We start from the raw sequence: 21,371 nt of genomic DNA on the forward strand, positions 1-21,371 counted from the left end.
GGTCTGAACCACCGCGTCGAAGACAAGGAATCCTCGTGAGACGTACGACCATCGCGATAGCAGCCGTGACCGCGGCTCTCGCCGTTCCCGGCATCGCCCCCGCCGAATCCCACGCCGAACCCACTTGGGGCAGTTCGTCCTTCGAATGGGGTAGCTCTTCGGGCGAGAACAACACGCCACCCGCAGCTCCCGGCGTCAGCGTCCCCGGCGGACGGTACGAGCACCCCGTCGACCTGACCTTCACCGCCGAGCGCGGCGCCACCGTCCGCTACACCTTGGACGGAACGACACCCACCACCGACAGCCAAGCTGCCACGCCAGGACGTCCGTTGCAGATCGCACAGGACACCAACGTCACTGTCGCCGCTTTCCGCGGCGATCACGCGAGTGCGGCCGTCTCGTTCGGCTACCTGATCAAGACCTCGGAAAAGCCGCTGGCTCAGGTCGTCGTAATGTCCGACGTCCACGTCGGCGATCACGCGAACAATGACAAGAAGTACGAAAGCTTCTTCGACACAATCGGTTCCATCTTCCCGAAACCCGACGCGATCCTCTCCAACGGCGACATGATCAACGACAACGGAGACGGCAAGGGGCCCGACCACAAGATCGTCGCAGAAATCTTCCAGGCAAACCTCGCCAGGAAGGGCATGAACGAGACACAACTCCTGATCTCCAACGGCAATCACGATGCAAGTCTCGCGGCGATCAGAGCCGGATATCCGGCGGAGTGGTTCCCGGATTCCGGTGGCGGATACTACGAATCCGACGTCAGCGGTGTCCATCTCTTCACGGTCAACACCGAGACATACAACAATGATTCAGCGCAACGTAATTGGCTGAAGTCCCGCCTGACCGAAATCACCGCGGAATCCGGAAACCTGACCAAGCCGATCCTGGTCCAGGGACACCGGCCGGCAAGCAACACAGCCATGGACGGCCAACAGGCGTCGAATCCTCGACTGACCGAAGACTTGAGTGCCTTCCCTCAGGCAATTTTCTTCTCCGGGCACTCGCACCTGAACAACAACGACGACCGGTCGATCCATCAGCGCGACTTCACGGCGGTCAACGACGGCTCGATGTCGTACATCGAGATCGATCACGGCTACCAGATGGTGACCGAATCCGGTCTCGCGAACCGTTTCGAATCACCCACTGCCCAAGCGCTCTTCGTGGAGGTCTACCAGGACCGCACGGAAATCAACCGCATCAACATGGCGGCCGACAAGCACGACATCTACACCGGAGGCGCGTGGTCGGCCAACTGGCAGCCGCCGTACTCGAGCGCGGGCACGCTGAGCGGCCCGGGGTGGACGGTCGAACTCGACGGGTCGACCAACCAGCAGATCAAGGACAACTTCCGCTACACCTCCGGTGCACGCAACACGAATGCACCGGAATTCACCACGGCCACCCCGCTCTCGGTGAGCACCGGAGCGAACGGTGAAGCAGCGCTACGGATCGCGCAGGCGAAGGACGACCAGATGGTCCATCACTATGCCGTCGAGATCACGGACACAGCCACCGGGGCGAAGGTCGTCTCGTCGAAGGTGCTCTCCGACTTCTACTTCATGCCACGACCGAACAGCCTCGACATTCCGATTCCCGATGCAGCAGCGGGCACAGCATACGAAGCCCGTGTCGAAGCCGTTGACGCATACGGTAACCGGTCACCGGTGACGACTCTGGCCTTCACCCGCTGATTTTTACCCGTCAGCTTACTGATCTGACACGACAAGCGGCACCGCGCATGTTCGCGGTGCCGCTTCTCGGCTCAGTTGTAGGTGCGCAACAGGCCCTTGCTGATGATCTGCTTCTGGATGTCGCTGGTGCCTTCACCGATCAGAAGGAACGGTGCCTCACGCATCAACCGCTCGATCTCGTATTCCTTGGAGTAGCCGTACCCGCCGTGGATGCGGAAACTGTCCTGTGTGACCTCCGAGCAGAATTCGCTCGCCAGATACTTCGCCATACCTGCTGCGACGTCGTTGCGCTCGCCCGAGTCCTTGAGTCTGGCAGCATTGACCATCATCAGATGGGCCGCTTCGACTTTGGTGCCCATCTCGGCGATCCGGAATGCGATGGCCTGATGTTCGGCGATCGGTTTGCCGAACGTCTCTCGTTGTTTGGCGTAGGTGACAGCCAGTTCGAAAGCACGCTGGGCGATTCCGCACGCGCGAGCGGCGACGTTGACCCGGCCGACCTCGACGCCGTCCATCATGTGCCGAAATCCCAAGCCAGGGGTGCCACCGAGAACCTCTTCCGCTCCGATCTCGAAACCGTCGAAGATCATCTCGGTGGTGTCGATTCCCTTGTAGCCCATCTTCTCGAGCTTCCCCGGAATGGTCAGGCCCGGGAGTACCTCACCGAAACCTGCCGGCTTCTCGATCAATATCGTCGTCAGATTGTTGTGCGGCTTCTCCGCACCCTCGTCCGTCTTGACCAGGACTGCCACCAACGTCGACGAACCACCGTTGGTCAGCCACATCTTCTGCCCGGTGATCACGTAATCGCCGGACTCCGTGCGCTTCGCCTTGGTCGATATCGCAGCAACATCTGAGCCCAGTGCGGGCTCCGACATGGAGAAAGCGCCGGTGAGCTCCCCGGAAGCCAGACGCGGCAGGTACTTCGCCTTCTGTTCCGGCGTCCCGTGCGCGGAAATCATGTGGGCCACGATGAAATGGGTGTTGATGACACCGGACACGCTCATCCATCCGCGGGCCAGCTCTTCGACACACAGTGCGTAGGTGAGCAGTGATTCGCCGATACCCCCGAACTCGGGGTCGATGGTCAGACCGAACAGGCCCATGTCCTTCATCTGCTCGACGATGTCGGTCGGGTACGTATCCGTGTGTTCGAGTTCCTGCGCCGCGGGGATGACCACCCGATCGACGAACTCGCGTACCGCCCCGACGATATCGGTCTGGGTTTCGGTCAATCCCGCCGTCTGCGCCAAACGAGTCACTGTTCCACCTGTCAGTCGGTACTTTGTGCTCTCCTGTCGACGAAACTGATTCGACTCCAGGAACTTTCATCCCACCACGACGTGTGTGCGGCAGAGACGCTGCATCCATTCAATCCCCGAACGGTATATGTGTCAAAGTCGATTTCGCATACGAACCGTATGGCGGAAACTATGTCCGAACAGGTCATTCCTGCTGTTGACAACCGCGCCACGCGTGCTGGATATTCGAGTGAGCAGGTCGCGGTGGGCCCTTCGATCGGCCCGTTCACGCGACGCATTCCCCACCTCTCCTCGAGACAGGCACATTCCATGCACGACGCAGTCATCTGTGAACCCGTTCGCACCCCGGTGGGCGGATTCGGCGGAGTCTTCAAAGACGTTCCCGTCACCACACTCGCCAGCACTGTTGTGCGTGGCCTCGTCGAACGAACCGGCATTGCGTCCACCGATGTCGACGACGTCATCTTCGGTCAGGGTTACGCCAACGGAGAGGCCGCAGCCATCGGGCGAATCGCGGCACTCGACGCCGGTCTCGACGTATCCGTTCCCGGAATACAACTCGATCGCCGTTGCGGTTCGGGATTGCAGGCGATCATCTACGCCGCGATGCAGGTACAGACCGGGATGAGTGATCTGGTCATCGCCGGCGGCGCCGAGAGCATGAGCGGAACCGAGTTCTACTCCACCGACATGCGTTGGGGCACAAAGCGCCCTTCCGTCGAGTTCCACGACCGATTGGCCAAACCGCGCACGAACTCCGGCGGAGTCAACTTTCCGGTCGAAGGAGGCATGATCGAGACCGCCGAGAACTTGCGCCGCGAGTACTCGATCACCCGCGACGAACAGGACCGATACGCAGTGCGATCGCACGAACGGGCCGTTCACGCCCAGGACAGCGGGTACTTCGACGACGAGACCATTCCCGTTTCGGTGCTCGGGCGCCGTGGTGAGCAGACAGTCGTCACCCGCGACGAGCATCCGCGCCGGGGGATTCAGCTGTCCGATCTTGCTGCACTGCGCCCCATTCGAGGTCGCGTCGACCCCGAAGCCACAGTCACCGCCGGAAACGCCTGCGGCCAGAACGACGCCGGAGCTGCGGCCATCGTCACCACTGCGGCCAACGCGGAACGACTGGGCCTGCGTCCGTTCGCGAAACTGGTCAGTTGGGGCGTCGCCGGTGTGGAGCCGAACCGGATGGGCATCGGCCCGGTGCCAGCGGTAGCGAAAGCCCTCTCCCGTGTCGACCTGTCGCTCGGCGACATCGACCTCATCGAAGTCAACGAGGCCTTCGCCGCACAGGTTCTCGCGTGCGCCAAGGCTTGGGGATTGAGCGCGCAGGACATCGAGGAGCGCTTCAACGTCAACGGTTCCGGGATCTCGCTCGGACATCCTGTCGGCGCTACCGGCGGACGGATCCTCGCCAATCTGCTGCGCGAACTCGACCGACGCCAGGCACGGTACGGGATCGAGACCATGTGCATCGGTGGCGGACAAGGGATTGCAGCGGTGTTCGAGAACCTGCGACGTGAGAAGCGTTAACCGATCGATCCGTCGCGGCGAAGGTCTGCGATCTGGTCGCCCGTCCGTCCCAGCTCGGCCAGTAGCGAATCCGTCTGCTGGCCGAGCGCCGGAACGTCACCCATACGCATTTCGACATCCGAGTACGTCATCGGAGGCAGCACGGCATCGATCGGACCGTTCTCGGTGCCCACTGACCGCCACCTGGCCCGCTTCTCCAGCTGCGGATGTTCCAGCAGACCGGCCATGTCGTTGAGTGCTGCGGCCGGAACACCGGCGGCGGCCAGACGCTGATCCAGGTCCGCTGTCGAGTACAGACGAGTCAGCGAACCCACCAATTCGTCTACCTCGACGCGGTTTTCGACGCGCACGATGTTGGTGCGGTACCGCGGATGATCGACCAGATCCTCGCGCTCGAACACGTCCACCATCAGTGCACGCCACCCACGGTCGTTCTGGACGCCGATCAGGATCTCGCCGTCGCTCGTGGGGTACGAATCGTAGGGAACGATCGCGGCATGGCCGAGACCGACACGCGGAATCTGCTTGTCCGCATACATTTTCATGTACATCGGATGCCCCAGCCACTCGACGGTGGAATCGAACATCGAGACCTCGACTAGCGCTCCTTTACCCGTTCGCTCTCTACGGAACAAGGCGCTCAGAATCGAAGTCAGCGCGTACATTCCCGCGGCAATGTCCGAGACCGGGATACCCGTCTTGGTGGCCGTCTCCGGTGTGCCGGTCACGGAGATCATTCCGGTCTCGGCTTGGACCAGCATGTCGTACGCCTTGCGCTCGCGCCGTGGACCGGCACTGCCGTAGCCGGACATGTCGATCACGACGAGCCGAGGGAATTCCTCGCGCAGTTCCTCCGCACCGAATCCCAGTCGCGCAGCTGCATCGGGAGCCAGATTCTGTAGGAACACATCTGCGCGCGCGACAAGATCGAGAACGATCTGCCGGCCGGATTCCGACTTCACGTCGACAGCGATCGATTCCTTGGAACGGTTGAGCCACACGAAGTGTGACGCCTGGCCGTGAACCGCCTGGTCGTAGTGACGCGCGAAGTCGCCCTCGCCGACGCGTTCTATCTTGATCACCCGCGCACCCATGTCCGCGAGATGTCTGGTGGCGAGCGGTGCCGCCACCGCCTGTTCGAGTGCAACCACGGTGATTCCGTCGAGCGGAAGATCCGAGTTCGGCTGTCCCATGTCAGTAGTCACCCTTGAATTCTCACACTCAGAAGTCTCACGCTCAGAATTCTTGCACTCAGAATTCTTGCACTCGAACAGGACGGATCAGATGTGGCGGCCGCCGGTGATCTCGAGAACCGTGCCGGTCATGTAGCTCGAGAGGTCGCTCGCGAGGAACAGCACAACCGAAGCGACCTCCGAGGGCTCGGCCGCACGCCCCATCGGGATCTCGGCAAGCTTCTCGTTCCAGATCCGTTCGGGCATCGCCTCGGTCATCGCCGTGCGGACCAGCCCGGGCTGAACGGCGTTGACGCGAACGTTCTTGAACGCGACCTCCTTTGCCGCGGCCTTCGTCAGACCGACGATGCCGGCCTTGGCGGCCGAGTAGTTGGTCTGCCCGAGCATGCCCACCTTGCCGGAGATCGACGAGATGTTCACGATTGCGCCCGTCTCACGCTCGCGCATGCGGGCGGCGGCAGCGCGTGTTCCGTTCCAGGCGCCCTTGAGGTGTACGGCGATCACGTCGTCGAAGTCCTGCTCGGTCATCTTCCGCATCGTGGCGTCGCGCGTCATGCCGGCATTGTTGACCATGACATCGACTGGACCGAAGGCACTTTCGGCCAGATCGAGCATGGCCTCGACCTGTCCGGAGTCACGCACGTCGCAGGAAGCGAAGCGGGCGACCGACTCTCCACCGAGTTCGGCGACCGCAGCCGTTCCCACGGTTTCGTTGATGTCGCCGAGAACGACGGTCGCGCCTTCCTTGATGAAGGTGCGCGCAATTTCGAGCCCGATGCCCTGGGCTCCGCCGGTCACTACCGCAACCTTGCCGTCCAACAATCCCATGTCCACTCCGTTCGTGAGGTTAAAGCTCGTCAGGTAAATGTGTCAGCGCTGGTTGCGCTTTTTCGCTTGCGCCACGAGCCCACCGCCGAGAATCAGTCGCTGGATCTCACTGGTTCCCTCGTACAGGCGCAACAGGCGAACTTCACGGTAGATGCGTTCGACCGGCACACCTCGCATGTACCCGTTGCCACCGTGGATCTGCACGGCGAGATCCGCGACCTTGCCCACCATCTCGGTGCAGAAGAGCTTTGCCGCCGAGGGGCCGAGACGTCGATCCTCACCGCTGACGTACCGCGCGGCCACCTCACGCACCATCGCCCGCCCGGCCATGACACCGGCCTGTTGGTCTGCCAGCATCGCTTGAACAAGCTGGAAGTCGCCGATAGCGGTGCCGCCTTGTTCGGTGACCACGGAGAACGCGACAGATTCGTCGAGCGCTCGCTGCGCTGCTCCCACCGAGAGGGCCGCGATATGGACTCGTCCGCGTGCGAGAGACGTCATCGCTGCGCGGTATCCGGTGTCCTGGTCGCCACCGACGAGGGCCGACTCGGGAACCCGGACGTTGTCGAAGGTGACCTCGGAGGTCCAGGCACCTTCCTGACCCATCTTCTTGTCCTTGGGACCAACTGTGACTCCCGGCGTGTCGGCCGGCACCAGGAACACTGCAATTCCCGGACCATCGGAATCCGCCGGGCGAGTGCGCGCGAACACCACGAACAGCTGTGCCAGTGGAGCATTGGTGATGAACCGCTTGTTGCCGTCGATGACCCATTCGGATCCGTCCAGGACGGCCTTGGTCCGAAGACCGGCCGGGTTGGAACCTGCGCCTGGTTCGGTCAGAGCAAAGGAAGCCACGACGTCACCGGAGGCGATGCGCTCGAGCCACTGAGCCTTCTGCTCGTCGGTACCGAAGCCGACCAGCACCTGCCCGGCAATTCCGTTGTTGGTACCGAACATCGAACGCAGCGCCAGGGACGTGTAACCGAATTCCATTGCCAATTCGACGTCTTGGGTGAGGTCGAGTCCGAGCCCACCCCATTCCTGAGGAATCGCGTAGCCGAAGAGCCCGATGGCTGCGGCTTTCTTGCGTATGTCCTCAGGAATGGCGTCGGTGTCGGCTATCTCCTGCTCACGCGGCACGACTTCCTTGCGGATGAACTCCCGCGCAGTCGCCAAGATATCTGCGAAGTCATCTGCATCGACCTGCATTCCCACCACTCACCTTGCTGTTTCCGAAGTCCATGCCGTCCTCCGAAGTCAATACCGTGAGGCAATCGGAGTCAAAGACCTGAAAACGAACCGAAGGTAAGGCGGAACCTATAGCAAGTGTCAGACAGTGCGCAGTTCCCGCTTCAGCAGTTTGCCACTCTGGTTACGCGGGAGTTCGGCCACGAACCGGACGTGCTTGGGGACCTTGAACGGGGCGATTCGCTCCTTGACGTGGGCAATCAACGCCTCAGGCGTCAACTCGTCGTTGCCGTCCTTGAGCACGACGATCGCGGTGACCGCCTCGATCCACTTCTCGTCGGGCGTACCGATCACGGCGACTTCTGCCACGGCAGGGTGCGTGTAGACCGCATCTTCGACCTCGCGCGACGCGACCAGGATGCCACCGGTGTTGATGACGTCCTTGATTCGGTCGACGACGGTGATGAACCCTTCTTCGTCCCGCACGACAAGATCGCCTGAATGGAACCAGCCGTCGCGGAATGCCTCGGCCGTGGCTTCCGGGTTTTCCCAGTAGCCGTTGCACAGCTGCGGTGAGCGGTAGAGAACCTCACCGGACTCACCGTCGGCGACGTCGTTTCCGTCGGCGTCGACGACACGGGTTTCGACGAAGAACACTGCTCGCCCGCAAGAAGACGGACGATCGGCATGCTCGCCGGGCTGAAGAACGGTTGCCAGCGGACCGATTTCGGACTGGCCGAAGCAGTTGTAGAAGCCTATGTCCGGGTAACGCTCACGCAGACGATTGAGCACCGTGACCGGCATGATCGAGGCGCCGTACTGCGCCTTCTTGAGCGAAGACAGATCGCGGGTCTCGAGGTCCGGATGGTTGGCCAGCGGTACCCACACGGTCGGAGCCAGGAACAGCGATCCGATCTTTTCTGCTTCGACGCGGCGCAGGATCTCCGGGATGTCCGGCGCCTGCATCAGACTGACCGTCGCACCGACGGACAGGTACGGCAGCATGAAGACGTGCATCCCCGCGGAGTGGTACATCGGCATGCAGATCAGCGGGTTGTCGTTCTTGTCCAGCCCGAGCGCGATCACCGAGGACACGTACTCGTGTACCAGCGCACCGTGAGACATCATGGCGCCCTTGGGCTTCGAGGTGGTTCCCGAGGTGTACAGCAGTTGCGCCAGATCCGTCGACGTCGCACGCGGTTCGAAAACAGGCACCTCGCCGGCCTCGCTGATCGTGACCACCGACAGTTCCGCGTCCCGCAGTGCGATCACGTGGTCGAGATCGAGGTCGGAGCGAACCGAGTCGAGCGTCGACGCCAATGCCGGATCCACCAACACCGCGCGGGCGCCTGATTGCGCCACGAGGTACCGGAGTTCCTCCCCCTTGAGTGCGTAATTGACCGGAACATGCACCAAACCTGCTCGCGCACAGGCAAGGAATCCGATTGCATAGGCGTCGGAGTTGGTTCCGTACGCCGCGACGCGGTCGCCGTGTTCGAGACCCAGACCGAGTAGATGAGCCGCGACCCGCGTCACCGCGTCGTCGAGTTCGCGGTACGTGCGGGTGCGGTCCTCGAAGACGACGGCTATGCGGTCTGGGTACTTGGCTGCCGAGCGCCGAAGCACTCCGTCGACGGTGTTGGTGCGTGGATCGAGGCTCATGCGCCTCAGGTTATAGGACGTCCAACTAAACCGGAAGAGCGATCGTTACTTATTGCGCCATTCGGGCTTTCGCTTGTCCACGAAGGCCCGCATGCCTTCCTGAGCGTCGCAGGTCACGGCGTTGGTTGCCATCGTTTCCGCCATCGCCTCGTACGCCTGTGCTTGCGGCAGATCGATCTGGTGATAGAACGCCTGCTTACCGATCTTCACCGTCAAGGGGCTGGCCGTCGTGATCTTGGCGGCCAGTTCGCGCACCTGCCGGTCCAGTTCTTCGGGCGTGACGACGAAGTTCACCAGACCCCAGTCCGCAGCGGTGTCGGCGTCGATCGTCTGACCGGTGAGCAACATCTGCATCGAGCGCTTGCGCCCTACTGCCCTGCTCAGAGCCACCATCGGAGTCGAGCAGAACAGTCCGATCTTGACACCGGGCGTGCCGAAGACCGCGTTCGACGCAGCAACAACCAGATCACACGACGCAGCCAGCTGACAGCCCGCCGCGATAGCCGGGCCCTGGACTGCGGCAATCACCGGCTGCGGAATCCGCTGCACGGTCTCCATCATCTCGGTACAGCCGTCGAAGATCGCCCGCTCGTCTTCGAGGGTTCGCCCGATCATCTCCGTCAGATCGTGACCGGCAGAGAACACCGGGCCTTCGGCGCGCACGACGACAACCCGCACGCGCTCGTCTGCAGACAACTCGAGAAGGGCAGCCGTCACCTCGCGCATGGTCTCCGCCGAGAGCGGATTTCGCCGCGCCGGCCGATCGAGTGTCAGGAATCCGAGTCCCACCGATTCCTCGACGGAAATCTTCACTGCAGTGTTTTCTACCTGTGTCTGCGACATGTGTTCTCTCTACCAATCGAATCCGTCCCGGTCAACGAGACGAAACGGGCGTCGGTTCGCGCCGCGTCGATACGGTCCGGTCAATACTTCGCCACTACGAGGAGTGCCCATGAGCACCGATGCCGCCGTCACCACCGATCTCGAAGAGATTCTGCGGGCCCAGCAGGAAGCAACTCGCGCCGCCGGTCTTCCGTCCGCGCAGACACGACGCGAGCGCATCCAACGCGTCGTCGATCTTCTGGTGGCAAACCACAAGGATCTGACCGAAGCGATCAACGAAGACTTCGGCGGCCGAATCCCGGCCTACTCGGTGATGAATGATGTTCTGGGATCCATGGTTTCACTCAAGCACGTTCGTGATTCGCTCGAAGAGTGGATGATTCGCTCACCGAGAGCCACCGGAGCGGTGCAGGATCAGCTGGGTGCCACGGCGTACGTGTCGTACCAACCGAAGGGTTCGATCGGCATCATCGGAACCTGGAATGCTCCCCTTTTCACTCTCCTGAGCCCACTCGCCTGCGCCCTCGGAGCGGGAAATCGCGCCGTTCTCAAACCGTCGGAAATCGTGCCGAACACGGCGGCGGTCCTGGCCGAGGCGGCGCGTCGAACGCTCGACCCCGTGGAGGTCGCGGTGGTGACAGGTGGCCCGGAGGTCGCTGATCTACTGACGTCTCTGCCTTTCGACCACCTCGTCTTCACCGGCAGCACGACCGTCGGAAAGCTCGTCATGGCCAACGCCGCGAAGAACCTGGTGCCGGTCACCCTCGAACTCGGCGGCAAGTCACCGAGCGTCTTGAGCCGCAGTGCCGATATCAGGTCTGCTGCATCACGTTTGGCCATCGCGAAATCGACCAATGCCGGCCAACTCTGCGTCTCTCCCGACCTGATCTACGTCCCGCGCGAGAACACGGAAGCATTCATCGACGCATTCACCGACCAGTTCACGGGACTGTTCCCCACGATCGCCGACAACAAAGACATGGTCTCGATAGTCAGCGACCGTCACCTCGCACGCATCGAGGGGTACATCGCGGACGCCGCAGAGCGCGGAGCGCGAATCATCACCGTTCCCGACGAAGAACTCTCCGCAGACACTCGTCGCCGCCCACTGCGCATCGTGGTCGACCCTCCGACCGACGCGCAGATCATGAAGGAAGAGATCTTCGGACCGGCCGTCGTGATCCTGCCGTACGACCAACTCGACAGCGTCGTCGCCGACATCAACTCACGGCCGAAACCGTTGGCGCTGTACTACTTCGGCACCGATCTGGACGAGAAGGAATCCGTACTCGAACGCACCGTCTCTGGCGGCGTCACCATCAACGACGCGATGTCACACCCAGGGCTGAGCGACGCACCCTTCGGCGGCGTCGGAGCTTCGGGCATCGGGCACTACCACGGCCGCGAGGGCTTCCTCGAGTTCAGTCACGCCCGAACGGTATTCGAAGCAGCGCAGCATGACCCACGCGGCGAGTGGGGAATGCTCCCGCCGTACGGTGAGGGTTTCGAGCAGATGATGCTGGCTCAGGTCACGCCCTAGTGCCTTCCGCCCCGCCTTTTCGGTAGTTCGCGCTACCGGAAAGGCGCACCGGCAAGGCCTCGGCTGAGGAACTCCACCAACTGACCCGGCTCGGTGTCCGCCGACTCGATCAGTTGGATCAGTTCCTTCTTGTCCTCTGCTGCAAGCGGTTCGATGCCACCGAAGGTGCGCATCGTGGAGCCGGCCGGAAGGACTCGTGCACACACGAGCGTGCCCGGCTCGAGATTGACCGAGCCCCACTCGTCCGTGACCTTCACCAGATGCCCGTTGCGGACGTCACTGAGAGTCACCGACTGCCCCGGCTCCGTCGAAGCGACCTTGTACACCGAGCGCGCAATCTTCAACCACTCGTCGGCCAGTTCCCGCTCGTCGGCAGGAAGCAGTTCTCCGCGCCGCTCGACAAACGCCGCGAAAATACCGGCGTCGAACAAGGCAACGTCGACGGCCAAACCGCCCTCGACGGCCAGCGTCAGTGCTTCCTCACTGTTCCACTGCTCGGCACGGATGAGCGCAAGATCGAAGACGGCATCGAAGTACTCCGGAGTGCGCGAGAACAGCTGTGCCTTGACGTACAGCCAGTTGGCCCGATCGTCGAACGTCACCTCGGACTTGCCGAGATGGCAGACCTTGAACTTGCGACCGGAACCGCACCAGCACTTGTCATTTCGCCCGAGTTCGGGGTGCTCAGCCGGGGCATAGCGCTGAAGAACCTCGTGCAGAACCTCGGACTCGCCGCCCTCGATCCGCCCGAGAAGTGCCAGCGCGCGCGTCACATCGCTGCGATCGGCCGCCAGTAGCGCCAGATCGAAGATCGCGGGAGTCCAGTCGGGATCGAGATCGTGTGCAGTTTCGTACGACGCCTCGGCGGCAAGGATCTTGCCGAGACGATCCGAAGCCTTGCCCGCCAGCCAGTGCGCTGCCGGCTTGACACGACGCGACCCTTTCTCGGCGAGAGCAGTTGCAACAGAATGCAATACGGAATCGTGATCGTCGAGTTCGGTCAGCAGCTCCAACGCCGCCGCAGCCGCGGGCGGCTCGGCGATACCGGCGAAGGTCTGCGGATCCTCTTTGACCTGCTTGCGCACCCAGTCCGAGACGTCCTCGACGGCTTCGACTTTCGCGGCCATCACCAGATCGACGAAGGCAATCACCGACGCGGCTTCTTCCGGGTGCAGGTTCTCCCGAACCTCGAGCATGCGGGCCCGGTTCGCCAGGTGGTAGGCCTCGAAATCGAAACCGTCCACTGCGACGTAATCGCCGTCGCGGACGTACCCTGCCGCCTCGAGCATCTCGCCCAGCGGGGCGGTCGGCTGACGGAAGAGCGACGGCTCGTCGAGCATCAATTGCCAGACGATGGCATCGAGGGTGTCCGCACCGATGTCGGCAAGGACCGTCGCCAGACTCTCGCCGAATCCGGGTGCGGGATCGAGTACCTCGGGAATGGTGCAGAGCGTCAGCTCACGGTCTGCAACGAACAATCCGATCAAATCGCCTGCAGAACATTCGGCGAGAGTATCGGTGCCGAGGAGAAAACCCTCGTCGTGCGGGAACTCCGGATCTTCGATCCCCCGATCAGCCAACAGGTCGTCGTCGATCCCGCGGTGCACGACGCTGATGCCATGGACCTCGTCGTCGTCCCGATCGAGGAAAACCCGCAGCATCATCAGATCGGGGTTGGCATCGAGGACGCCGGACTTGATTTCCGCTTCGGTGAGCCGATGGGTCAGCACTCGATGCTCGAACAACGTGTCGAGTGCGGCGTACCGCTCCTCACTCAGGTAGCCGAGCAGCGGGTCCTCGACGTACTCGACGAACTCGGCCATGTCCTCGGCTGTACCGTGACCGGCATCGGCCAACAGGGTGCCCCAGTCCGCCGCTGTCTGCGGGCCGTGCTCACGCAACAACTCCATCGCGGCTTCGGCGATCAAGTCATTGGCATCCATCGGTTCGTTCACCTATCCAACTTTAACGGGGTCGACTCGATACATCGTCACCGGTCATCGGTCGAGTGATCGGCGCCTCCACGCGACGCACGCACCACTTCTTCGGCGTCGAGCTCCTCGGAAGCGAGAACCTCGAGGACCTTCGCAGCCTGCGATTCCGAAGCAATGACGACGACGCCCACCACAAGTGCGCCAGTGGGGACCGTCAGGACCCGGGCACTGATCACATCACCTGGCGTGCCGTCGAGCGAGTGCGCAACGGTCACGGCCTTCTCGGACCCACGATCGAGCAACACGACGCCGGCGTCGGAAGTTTCGACCACCTCGTACACCGACCTCCGGGTTCCGAGCCACTGTGCGGCCGTGACAACCTCCGACTCCGGGAGCAGTTCACCGCGCCTGGCCAGGAAGTCGGCAAAGATCCCACCCTCGAACAGAGCCACGTCCAGTGCCGAGCCGTCGAAGATCGTGGCGGCGATCAGTTCGTCCTCGGACAGACTGTCGTTTTCGAGATCGTCGAGCCCGGTCACGATGTCGGCGTATTCGGAGGCAAACGCGAACAGGCATGCCTTCTTGTACAACCACCGACCATCCGACTCGACGGATTCATCCGCCTTTCCGAGGTGGCAGACCTTGTACTTGCGGCCGGAACCGCACCAACACTTGTCGTTTCGCCCGAGTTCAGGATGATCGACCGGGACGAAGTCCTGCAGTACGGCGTAGAGATTCTCTTCACTTCCGCCGTCGATCCGCCCGAGCAGTGACAACGCGCGGGTCGCGTCGCCGCGGTCCGACGCGAACTGGGCCAGCTCGAACAGGGCAGGACCCCAACCGGATTCGGCAAGGAGCGCCTTCTCGTAGTGCGCCTCCGCTTCGAGGACGCGCCCCAGCCGATCGACTGCCTTACCGGCGAGCCAATGCGCCGCCGCCCGGACCGACCGTGGACCTCGCTCGGCCAGTTCGGCCGCAAGTGCTTCGAGAATTGCGTCGGTCACCGGGTCCTGGTTCCGAAAACCGAGATCGAACACCGCTACCGCTGCACCCGGATCCGCGAGTGAGACAAAAGAATCCGGAGCAGCGCTCACATGACGGTGGGCCCAGTCCGCGATGTCGAAATCGGCGATGACGGCGTCGGTGTATCCGCGATCCGCCAGATCGACAAACGCGACGGCAGAGACTGCCTCGTCGTGGGTCAGGTCGTAGGTGCTCGCGACCAGGGCGGTCCGAATCTGCCGATCGTAAGCATCGAAGTCGAATCCCCGCCGAGCCAGTAGTTCTCGCTCGTGTTCGTACCCTGCTGCCTCGAAAAGCTCGCTCAACGGCGCAATGGGAACTGTGAACAGTGACGGGTCTTCGAGCAGGAGTTGCCAACACACGGAATCCAAGGCCTCGACGCCGTCTTCCTCGAAGAGTTCGCCGAGGGACGGTACGAGATCTGGTTCGTCCTCGATCTCCACCAGACGAAACGCAAGTCGTCCGTCTTCGACAGCCAGACCGACGAGATCACCTTCGGCACACTCGCCGAGGGTTCCGGCCGGGAGCATCACGACTCGTCGGCTCCGGAAGTGGGCCGCTCCGCGTTCCACGGCGGCTTCTTCCGCCGCGATCACACGGATCGCCCCGTCCTCTCCGTCGCCGTCACCGTCACCGTCACCGAATGCCAAGATCGGTTCCAGGTCGGGGCTCGCGTCGAGGATGTCGGACGCAATCTCCAGGGCGCTGAGTCGGTGAGTGAACACGAGACCTTCGAGGACAGTGTCGAGCGCAACGTACTTTCCGCTCGGTAGGTATCCGAGCATGGGTTCGGACAGATACTCGAGCACGTCGGCTACCTCGGTCGCCGATCCGTACTCCTCGAGATGGGTCGCCCACTCTTCGAGACTCAGCGGGCCTTGCTCGCGCAGAACAGCCAAAGCTGCGGAAGCAATGGAACCAGCGGCATCGTCGTCGAAATCAGTCACCCGCCAATGGTAGGCGACTTATTGCAGTCCGCTGAGCCCCTCGCCCAGCACGGTCGCACCGAGGATCGCCAGAATGACCGCCATCATCACTGCATTGTTCGCCGTCATCCACGCTTTCGCCGACACGAGGATGTCGTCGGCTCGCTTGCCGGAGAACACCTTCACCAGGATCGGCGACGCGATACCGACGCTCGCGATGATCGTGAAGATCACCGCGGCAACAATCTGTTGGGCAACAACATTCGTGGCGACCGCGATAGTGGCCGCACCGGATACCGCCAGCGCTGCATTCTTGGGATTGACCGCCGCGGACAAGAACGCCAACCCGAACGCCTTCCGCGGAGTCAACCCGTCGATGCTCTTCATCCACTTCGGAACTGTCGGATCGCTTCCGTCCCTCGGACGCGCTCGCCACTGCTTGAACGCCAATCCGAACAGAACGAGCCCCAACACGATTCGTACGACGCTCGACCACACCGAACTCTGCGCCGACTCCGACTCCGCAAACGAATAGTCCGCGATCACGATGGTCACCGCAACGACTGCCGAGATTCCGAGGACCCACCCGAGTAGAAAAGATGCCGCCCCGCGATGTGCTCCAGCGGTGATCATGACGAGCACGATCACCGCCATGGGCATCGAGACGAAAAGCAGGCCGAGGGCAATCGGAAGAGACAGACCGATTGCGGCTAGCACCGAAAACCTCCAGTTGAATACACGATCGATGATCGACTCGAAGTCGAAATCACGACGGGGGTGGCAGCATGACCTCGATGAGATGAGGACCGGGTTCCGCAAGCGCTGCGGCAAACTGCTCCGCCAACTCCTCCGCAGTGCTCGCCCGTGACGCGGGCACGCCCAATCCCTCGGAGATCTTCACGTAGTCCATGTCGGGAGACGACAGATCCAACATCGACTGCGCGACGACGCCGCCACCATCTGCACCGACTCGTTGCAGTTCGCCACGCAGGATGGCGTATGCGCGATTGTTGAGCAGAATCGTCGTGACATTCAACTGTTCTCGCGCCTGCGTCCACAACGCGGTGATGGTGTACATCGCGCTTCCGTCTGCCTCGAAATTGATCACCGGTCGCTCCGGCGCGGCAATCGCGGCGCCCGTAGCCACCGGGATGCCCTGGCCGATGGCACCTCCGGTGAGGGTAAGCACGTCGTGGCGCGGCGCTCCGGCAAGGGCAATCGGGATCGCCCAACCGGAAGTGGCTGCCTCGTCGGAGATGATGGCGTCATCCGGCAGGAGCGCGCCGATCACGTCGGCCCAGTTCCGCACGTCCAGAGGCCCGCTCGGCAGCGCAGGCCGATTCACCTCCTGCAGAACAGGTTCGACTCCTGGTGCCACGAGTTCGGCCACTGCTTCGAGAGCGCCGACAACATCGTCACCGACGCTCGCCAGCGTTGTCACTGCTGCGCCGTCAGGGGCCAGATCGCTCGGCTTTCCGGGATACGCAAAGAACGACACCGGCGAAACCGCGCCGGCCAGGACCAGCTGAGTTGTTCCGCGAAGTTGTTCGGTGGCGTGCTCGGCGAAGTATCCCAAGCGCTCGAATGACGGTAGCCCCGCGCCTCGTTGAAGCCTGGCCGGAAAGGTCTCGACCAGAATTTGCGCTCCCGTCGCGGCCGCGATCCGAGAAGCGGCGCGCAGTCCGGCCTCGGAGCAGGCTGCGCCACCCAGCAGCAGCGTGGTGCGTCCCTCGGCATTGACCGCGCCGACCACCGAGTCGATCTGTGCTGCAGAAACTTCCGCTCGCGGAGATATGTCCCGAGGACCCGCAATCACTCCACCTTCGCCCCACGAGACGTCGGCGGGGAGGACCAGCGTCGCGATTCTTCCAGCCGAATCCATCGACGCGGCAACGGCGTCGGCCGCATCGCTACCGACAGTCGCGGTGGATTCGGAACGTCTACTCCACCCCTCCAGCCATTCGGTCAGCGCGTCGATATTCGATTCGAGAGGAGCGTCGAAACCGTGGTGGTAGGTGGCGTGGTCACCGACGATGTTCACGATCGGCGTGTGGGCGCGGCGCGCGTTGTGAAGGTTCGCCAGCCCGTTCGCCATTCCGGGTCCGAGGTGAAGAAGTGTCGCGGCAGGCTTTCCGGCGATACGCGCGTAGCCGTCCGCTGCACCGGTGACAGCGCCCTCGAACAGTCCCAGTACCGCACGCATCTGCGGAACGGAATCGAGTGCGGCGACAAAATGCATCTCGGACGTTCCGGGATTGCCGAAGCACACTTCGACGCCCGAGTCGGCCAGGCTCTGGATGAGCGACTGTGCACCGTTCATTTCGATCACCTCTTCTGCATGAAAGCTGCGAATGCTTCTTGCGCTTCGTCGGATCGCCGCCGTCTCGCGAAATGATCCGACTCCACGTCGATGGTCTCCAGCAGGGCATCGAGATGTGGACGACGAAGCAGCATCTTCGTCAGCGCTACCGATTCAGTCGGGGAGTCTGCAATGCGTACTGCCCGGTCCAGCGCCACGTCGAGTGCGGTCCCGGCTTCCACGACCCGATTGACCAGGCCGGCTTCGGCAGCCTCGTCGGCGTCGAACATATCGCCGAGCATCAACAGTTCCGTCGCGCGTTTGAGGCCTGCGATCTGTGGCAACAAATAGCTCGATCCGCCCTCGGGCGAGAGTCCGAGCGGAACGAACGGCAAGCGGAATCGTGTACCTCGCCCCGCGAATGCCATGTCGCAGTGCAACAACATCGTGGTGCCGATTCCGACTGCAAACCCCTCGACCGCCGCGACGATCGGCTTGCGTGCGGTGACGAGCGCGATCAACAAATCCTTGGCCTCGCCGCCGTCTTTCCCGGCGGTGTCCTGGAAACTTCCGATGTCGTTGCCACTGGTGAAGACACCACCGGCGCCCGTCAGCACCGAAACCCGCACTGCATCGTCGTCGTCGGACTCCCGGATCGCGTTCGTGAGTTCACGGTACGTCTTGGGGTCGAGCGCGTTGCGCCTCTCCTGGCGGTCCATCGTGAGCAACCGGACTCCCGGTGAGTGCTCCTCGATCCGAACAGTCATCCGTACCTCCGTCGTAGCCGAGAGTCTCGGTTCAAGCTACTCGGTCGATTCAGCCGACCTCCAAGACGAGCTTTCCCCGCACGCTTCCTTTCTCACCCACACGGTGAGCCTCCACGATTTCGTCGAGTGGGAAGGCCCTCGTGGAGGGGAGGACGAAGCGCCCGGACTCGATCAGCGCGCCGATTTCGGCGAGGGCGTGGATCGCGCGTCCACTGTCGCCTCGACTGAACCTCACCCCGGATTCCTGCGCACCCTCGAAGTCCGCGATCGTGATCACGTGTTCCGCGCCGCCTGCCAACTCGATGAGCACCGGCAACACACCCGTCCCTGCTACGTCGAGCGCCAGATCGACGCCGTCCGGCGCGAGTTCACGAACTCGCCCGCTGAGCCCTTCCCCATAGGTGACCGGCTCGGCCCCGAGCGACCGTAGGTACTCGTGATTGGATGGGCTGGCGGTGCCGATCACCCGGGCTCCTCGAATCACGGCCAACTGGACTGCGGCACTACCGACGCTGCCTGAGGCCCCGTTCACGAGAAGAGTGCCGCCATCGTGCACCCCGAGTTGGTCGAGCGCCCGTGTCGCTGTCTCGACCGCCGCCGGCAGTGCAGCGACGTCGACAAAGCTGCGCGACAACGGAATAGGTGCGAAGTACGAGAGCACTGCCAGTTCAGCTTGTGCTGCGCCGCCTGTGCAGAAACCGAAAACACGATCGCCGAGGTTCACATCAGTGACGCCCTCACCGATCTCGTCGACGACGCCCGCCGCCTCGTACCCCAGGGTTTGCGGGAGTTCCTGATCCATCAGCCCCTGGCGCTTCTTCCAGTCACTCGCATTGACACCTGCCGCGTGGACGGCAATTCGAATCTGGCCCGCCCCCGCGTGGGGGTCGGGCAGGTCAACGAGCTCGAGGACTTCAGGCCCCCCGAACCGGCTGAAACGGGCCGCTTTCATTCGTTGTGCTCCGATCTTGATCCCGGGCTAGAACTCCACACCTGATTGAAATGTAGGCGAAGTCCCGTCGACGATGCGAGGAACCTCGCGTTCAGCGTTTCTTCAGAAGAAGGCCCGTACCGTCGTCACTGGTTCGTCGAACTACCTGAGGATGAACTGGCGGGTGATGCCCCCGATTCCAGAGGGTCGGGGGCATCCTCTATTGGGGGGCAGCGCCTGTTGGAGCAGTGTCTGTTGGAGAGCGAAAGACTGCCCCGGCGTACCTTTGCGTTTACGCTCAGCCCGAGGAACTCCGCGCGAAAGAAAGCCGGTCGACTGACGATGAGCAAGAACACGGAGCCGTCTGCCCGCACCGTCATGCACACACCACGATTCTGGTTGACGCCGTTGATAGTGGTCACCCTCTTGATGTCGGCGCTGGCAGCGCTGTACATGGGCGGAATACTCGACCCCAAGAATCACCTGGACCAGTTCCCGATCGCCCTGGTCAACCAGGACGAAGGCGACACCCTCCCCGGCGGCGACCCCGCCGACCGCAAGAATTTCGGAAACGACATCGTCGCCGGCCTCGACAGCGGAATCGACCACCAGAAGATCGACCTGCAGCAGATCGGTATCGCCGAAGCCCAATCTCGGTTGAACTCCGGCACGCTGTACGGCGCGATCGTGATTCCCAGTGATTTCACGAAGAGGACGATCATCCTGGCGGAGGCCAGCGTCGTCGCCGGTGACGTAGAGCAACCGATCATCACGATCTACACCAATCCGCGCGCCGGTTCCGTATCCGCATCTCTGGTCCAGTCGATCGGAACTACAGCCCTCGCCTCGGTCAACAAGAACATGGGCGAGCAACTCACCACCCTGGTCACCCAGCAGTTGGAAGCGGGAGGCACCGGAACCCAGATCTCAGGAGCGAGCCGCCTGCTGCTCGAAAATCCGGTGAACGTACTCACGGTTGCCCACGATCCGCTTCCCGACGGCACCGGAATCGGTTTGGTTGCATTCTATTTCGCGCTGCTGTTGGTCCTTGCGGGATTCACCGGAGCAACGGTGGTCAATTCCTTGGTGGACGGCATGCTCGGATATGCGCCTACCGAATTCGGTCCGCTCTTCGTTCAGAACGACGTTGTGGGTATCAACAGGTTTCGGACGCTGCTCGTCAAATGGGCGTTCATGATCGTGTTGTCCGGCATAGTCTCCGCGTTGTTCCAGTGGATCAGTCGCGCCCTCGGAATGCCGGTCACTCACGGGCTTGCATTGTGGGAGTTCGGGGCATTGGTCATCACAGCGGTCGGCATCACGGCAATGTCGGTGATGGCCGCGTTCGGCTCGTTGGGCATGTTGATCAACCTGTTCGTGTTCGTCATTCTCGCGCTGCCCTCTTCCGGTGGCACCATCCCCCTCGAAGCCAGCCCCAGGTTGTATGCCTGGCTGGCGCAATTCGAGCCGATGCACCAGATCTACATGGGTACGCGATCGATCCTGTTCTTCGGCGCACGCGGTGAGGCAGGGCTGCTGCATGCCGTCTGGATGACGTTGGTGGGTCTACTGATCGGCGTCGTACTCGGCATCGTGACCACCCGTTTCTACGACCGCAAGGGCTACGAGCGCACACATCGTCCCAAGGTGGCGTGAGGTGGTACCCAGTCGGGATTCGATCGAAACCTGTTGGGCCAATTCAATGTGATTGCGCGTTTCGGGAATCTTCG

16 protein-coding genes are annotated in these 21,371 nt (G+C 62.5%); 4 read left to right on the forward strand and 12 right to left on the reverse strand.

Annotation, left to right across the window (positions count from 1 at the left end; genetic code table 11):
• Positions 1 to 35: 35 nt before the first annotated feature.
• The gene (locus I7X09_RS11495; RefSeq protein ID WP_200316865.1) at positions 36 to 1,706 is read left to right on the forward strand and encodes a chitobiase/beta-hexosaminidase C-terminal domain-containing protein; all 1,671 of its coding nucleotides are present in this window, start codon (positions 36 to 38) and stop codon (positions 1,704 to 1,706) included.
• Positions 1,707 to 1,777: 71 nt separating this feature from the next.
• Here I7X09_RS11495 and I7X09_RS11500 read toward each other — a convergent pair whose 3' ends face one another.
• The gene (locus I7X09_RS11500; RefSeq protein WP_200316867.1) at positions 1,778 to 2,968 is read right to left on the reverse strand and encodes an acyl-CoA dehydrogenase family protein; all 1,191 of its coding nucleotides are present in this window, start codon (positions 2,966 to 2,968) and stop codon (positions 1,778 to 1,780) included.
• Between the two features lie 309 nt (positions 2,969 to 3,277).
• Between I7X09_RS11500 and I7X09_RS11505 the strand changes: the two genes are divergently transcribed.
• Positions 3,278 to 4,507, forward strand: a complete 1,230-nt coding sequence (locus I7X09_RS11505) for an acetyl-CoA C-acetyltransferase (RefSeq protein WP_200317780.1) — start codon at positions 3,278 to 3,280, stop codon at positions 4,505 to 4,507.
• Here I7X09_RS11505 and I7X09_RS11510 read toward each other — a convergent pair.
• From I7X09_RS11510 to I7X09_RS11530, 5 genes are all read right to left on the reverse strand, one after another.
• Positions 4,504 to 5,700, reverse strand: a complete 1,197-nt coding sequence (locus I7X09_RS11510; protein ID WP_200317782.1) for a CaiB/BaiF CoA transferase family protein — start codon at positions 5,698 to 5,700, stop codon at positions 4,504 to 4,506. The genes I7X09_RS11505 and I7X09_RS11510 overlap by 4 nt on opposite strands.
• A gap of 87 nt (positions 5,701 to 5,787) precedes the next feature.
• Positions 5,788 to 6,528: a 3-oxoacyl-ACP reductase FabG gene (gene fabG / locus I7X09_RS11515; protein WP_003940214.1), complete on the reverse strand. Its 741-nt coding sequence runs from the start codon at positions 6,526 to 6,528 to the stop codon at positions 5,788 to 5,790.
• Positions 6,529 to 6,570: 42 nt separating this feature from the next.
• Positions 6,571 to 7,737 (reverse strand): acyl-CoA dehydrogenase family protein, encoded by a 1,167-nt coding sequence (locus tag I7X09_RS11520; protein ID WP_124569191.1) that lies wholly within the window; start codon positions 7,735 to 7,737, stop codon positions 6,571 to 6,573.
• A gap of 120 nt (positions 7,738 to 7,857) precedes the next feature.
• Positions 7,858 to 9,378: an acyl-CoA synthetase gene (locus I7X09_RS11525; RefSeq protein ID WP_200316869.1), complete on the reverse strand. Its 1,521-nt coding sequence runs from the start codon at positions 9,376 to 9,378 to the stop codon at positions 7,858 to 7,860.
• Positions 9,379 to 9,423: 45 nt separating this feature from the next.
• On the reverse strand, positions 9,424 to 10,221 hold the full coding sequence (locus tag I7X09_RS11530; RefSeq protein ID WP_200316871.1) for an enoyl-CoA hydratase: 798 nt from the start codon (positions 10,219 to 10,221) through the stop codon (positions 9,424 to 9,426).
• A gap of 109 nt (positions 10,222 to 10,330) precedes the next feature.
• Between I7X09_RS11530 and I7X09_RS11535 the strand changes: the two genes are divergently transcribed.
• The gene (locus I7X09_RS11535) at positions 10,331 to 11,761 is read left to right on the forward strand and encodes a coniferyl aldehyde dehydrogenase (protein ID WP_200316873.1); all 1,431 of its coding nucleotides are present in this window, start codon (positions 10,331 to 10,333) and stop codon (positions 11,759 to 11,761) included.
• A gap of 32 nt (positions 11,762 to 11,793) precedes the next feature.
• On the opposite strand, the gene I7X09_RS11540 is transcribed toward I7X09_RS11535, so the two are convergent.
• Genes I7X09_RS11540 through I7X09_RS11565 form a run of 6 tightly spaced genes read right to left on the reverse strand, consistent with a single transcriptional unit; the run spans position 11,794 to position 19,662 of the window.
• Positions 11,794 to 13,716 carry an SEC-C domain-containing protein gene (locus I7X09_RS11540; protein ID WP_234036883.1) on the reverse strand — a complete coding sequence of 641 codons (1,923 nt, stop codon included), beginning with the start codon at positions 13,714 to 13,716 and terminating at the stop codon, positions 11,794 to 11,796.
• Positions 13,717 to 13,751: 35 nt separating this feature from the next.
• On the reverse strand, positions 13,752 to 15,665 hold the full coding sequence (locus I7X09_RS11545; protein ID WP_095973137.1) for an SEC-C domain-containing protein: 1,914 nt from the start codon (positions 15,663 to 15,665) through the stop codon (positions 13,752 to 13,754).
• Between the two features lie 18 nt (positions 15,666 to 15,683).
• Positions 15,684 to 16,361 (reverse strand): GAP family protein, encoded by a 678-nt coding sequence (locus I7X09_RS11550; protein ID WP_095973136.1) that lies wholly within the window; start codon positions 16,359 to 16,361, stop codon positions 15,684 to 15,686.
• Between the two features lie 49 nt (positions 16,362 to 16,410).
• Entirely contained in the window at positions 16,411 to 17,964 is a 1,554-nt protein-coding gene (locus I7X09_RS11555) for an acetolactate synthase large subunit (RefSeq protein WP_234036884.1), read from the reverse strand.
• A gap of 5 nt (positions 17,965 to 17,969) precedes the next feature.
• Positions 17,970 to 18,710 (reverse strand): enoyl-CoA hydratase/isomerase family protein, encoded by a 741-nt coding sequence (locus I7X09_RS11560; protein ID WP_200316877.1) that lies wholly within the window; start codon positions 18,708 to 18,710, stop codon positions 17,970 to 17,972.
• A 49-nt stretch (positions 18,711 to 18,759) separates the two neighbouring features.
• Complete coding sequence (locus tag I7X09_RS11565) at positions 18,760 to 19,662, reverse strand: NADP-dependent oxidoreductase (protein WP_200316879.1); 903 nt, start codon at positions 19,660 to 19,662, stop codon at positions 18,760 to 18,762.
• Positions 19,663 to 19,983: 321 nt separating this feature from the next.
• On the opposite strand from I7X09_RS11565, the gene I7X09_RS11570 reads away from it, so the two are divergent.
• A complete protein-coding gene (locus tag I7X09_RS11570) occupies positions 19,984 to 21,297 on the forward strand; it encodes a YhgE/Pip domain-containing protein (RefSeq protein WP_200316881.1) in 1,314 nt (437 codons plus the stop codon).
• Positions 21,298 to 21,371: the final 74 nt, after the last annotated feature.

Origin of the sequence: Rhodococcus sp. P-2 (assembly GCF_016598535.1) — a bacterium.
GTDB classification, from domain to species: Bacteria; Actinomycetota; Actinomycetes; order Mycobacteriales; family Mycobacteriaceae; genus Rhodococcus_F; species Rhodococcus_F baikonurensis.

Coding starts and splice junctions, on each gene's coding strand:
- I7X09_RS11565 (WP_200316879.1), bottom strand. CDS start 19,662: ATGAAAGCGGCCCGTTTCAGCCGGTTCGGGGGGCCTGAAGTCCTCGAG.
- I7X09_RS11560 (WP_200316877.1), bottom strand. CDS start 18,710: ATGACTGTTCGGATCGAGGAGCACTCACCGGGAGTCCGGTTGCTCACG.
- I7X09_RS11510 (WP_200317782.1), bottom strand. CDS start 5,700: ATGGGACAGCCGAACTCGGATCTTCCGCTCGACGGAATCACCGTGGTT.
- I7X09_RS11570 (WP_200316881.1), top strand. CDS start 19,984: ATGAGCAAGAACACGGAGCCGTCTGCCCGCACCGTCATGCACACACCA.
- I7X09_RS11555 (WP_234036884.1), bottom strand. CDS start 17,964: ATGAACGGTGCACAGTCGCTCATCCAGAGCCTGGCCGACTCGGGCGTC.
- I7X09_RS11535 (WP_200316873.1), top strand. CDS start 10,331: ATGAGCACCGATGCCGCCGTCACCACCGATCTCGAAGAGATTCTGCGG.
- I7X09_RS11505 (WP_200317780.1), top strand. CDS start 3,278: ATGCACGACGCAGTCATCTGTGAACCCGTTCGCACCCCGGTGGGCGGA.
- fabG (WP_003940214.1), bottom strand. CDS start 6,528: ATGGGATTGTTGGACGGCAAGGTTGCGGTAGTGACCGGCGGAGCCCAG.
- I7X09_RS11520 (WP_124569191.1), bottom strand. CDS start 7,737: ATGCAGGTCGATGCAGATGACTTCGCAGATATCTTGGCGACTGCGCGG.
- I7X09_RS11525 (WP_200316869.1), bottom strand. CDS start 9,378: ATGAGCCTCGATCCACGCACCAACACCGTCGACGGAGTGCTTCGGCGC.
- I7X09_RS11530 (WP_200316871.1), bottom strand. CDS start 10,221: ATGTCGCAGACACAGGTAGAAAACACTGCAGTGAAGATTTCCGTCGAG.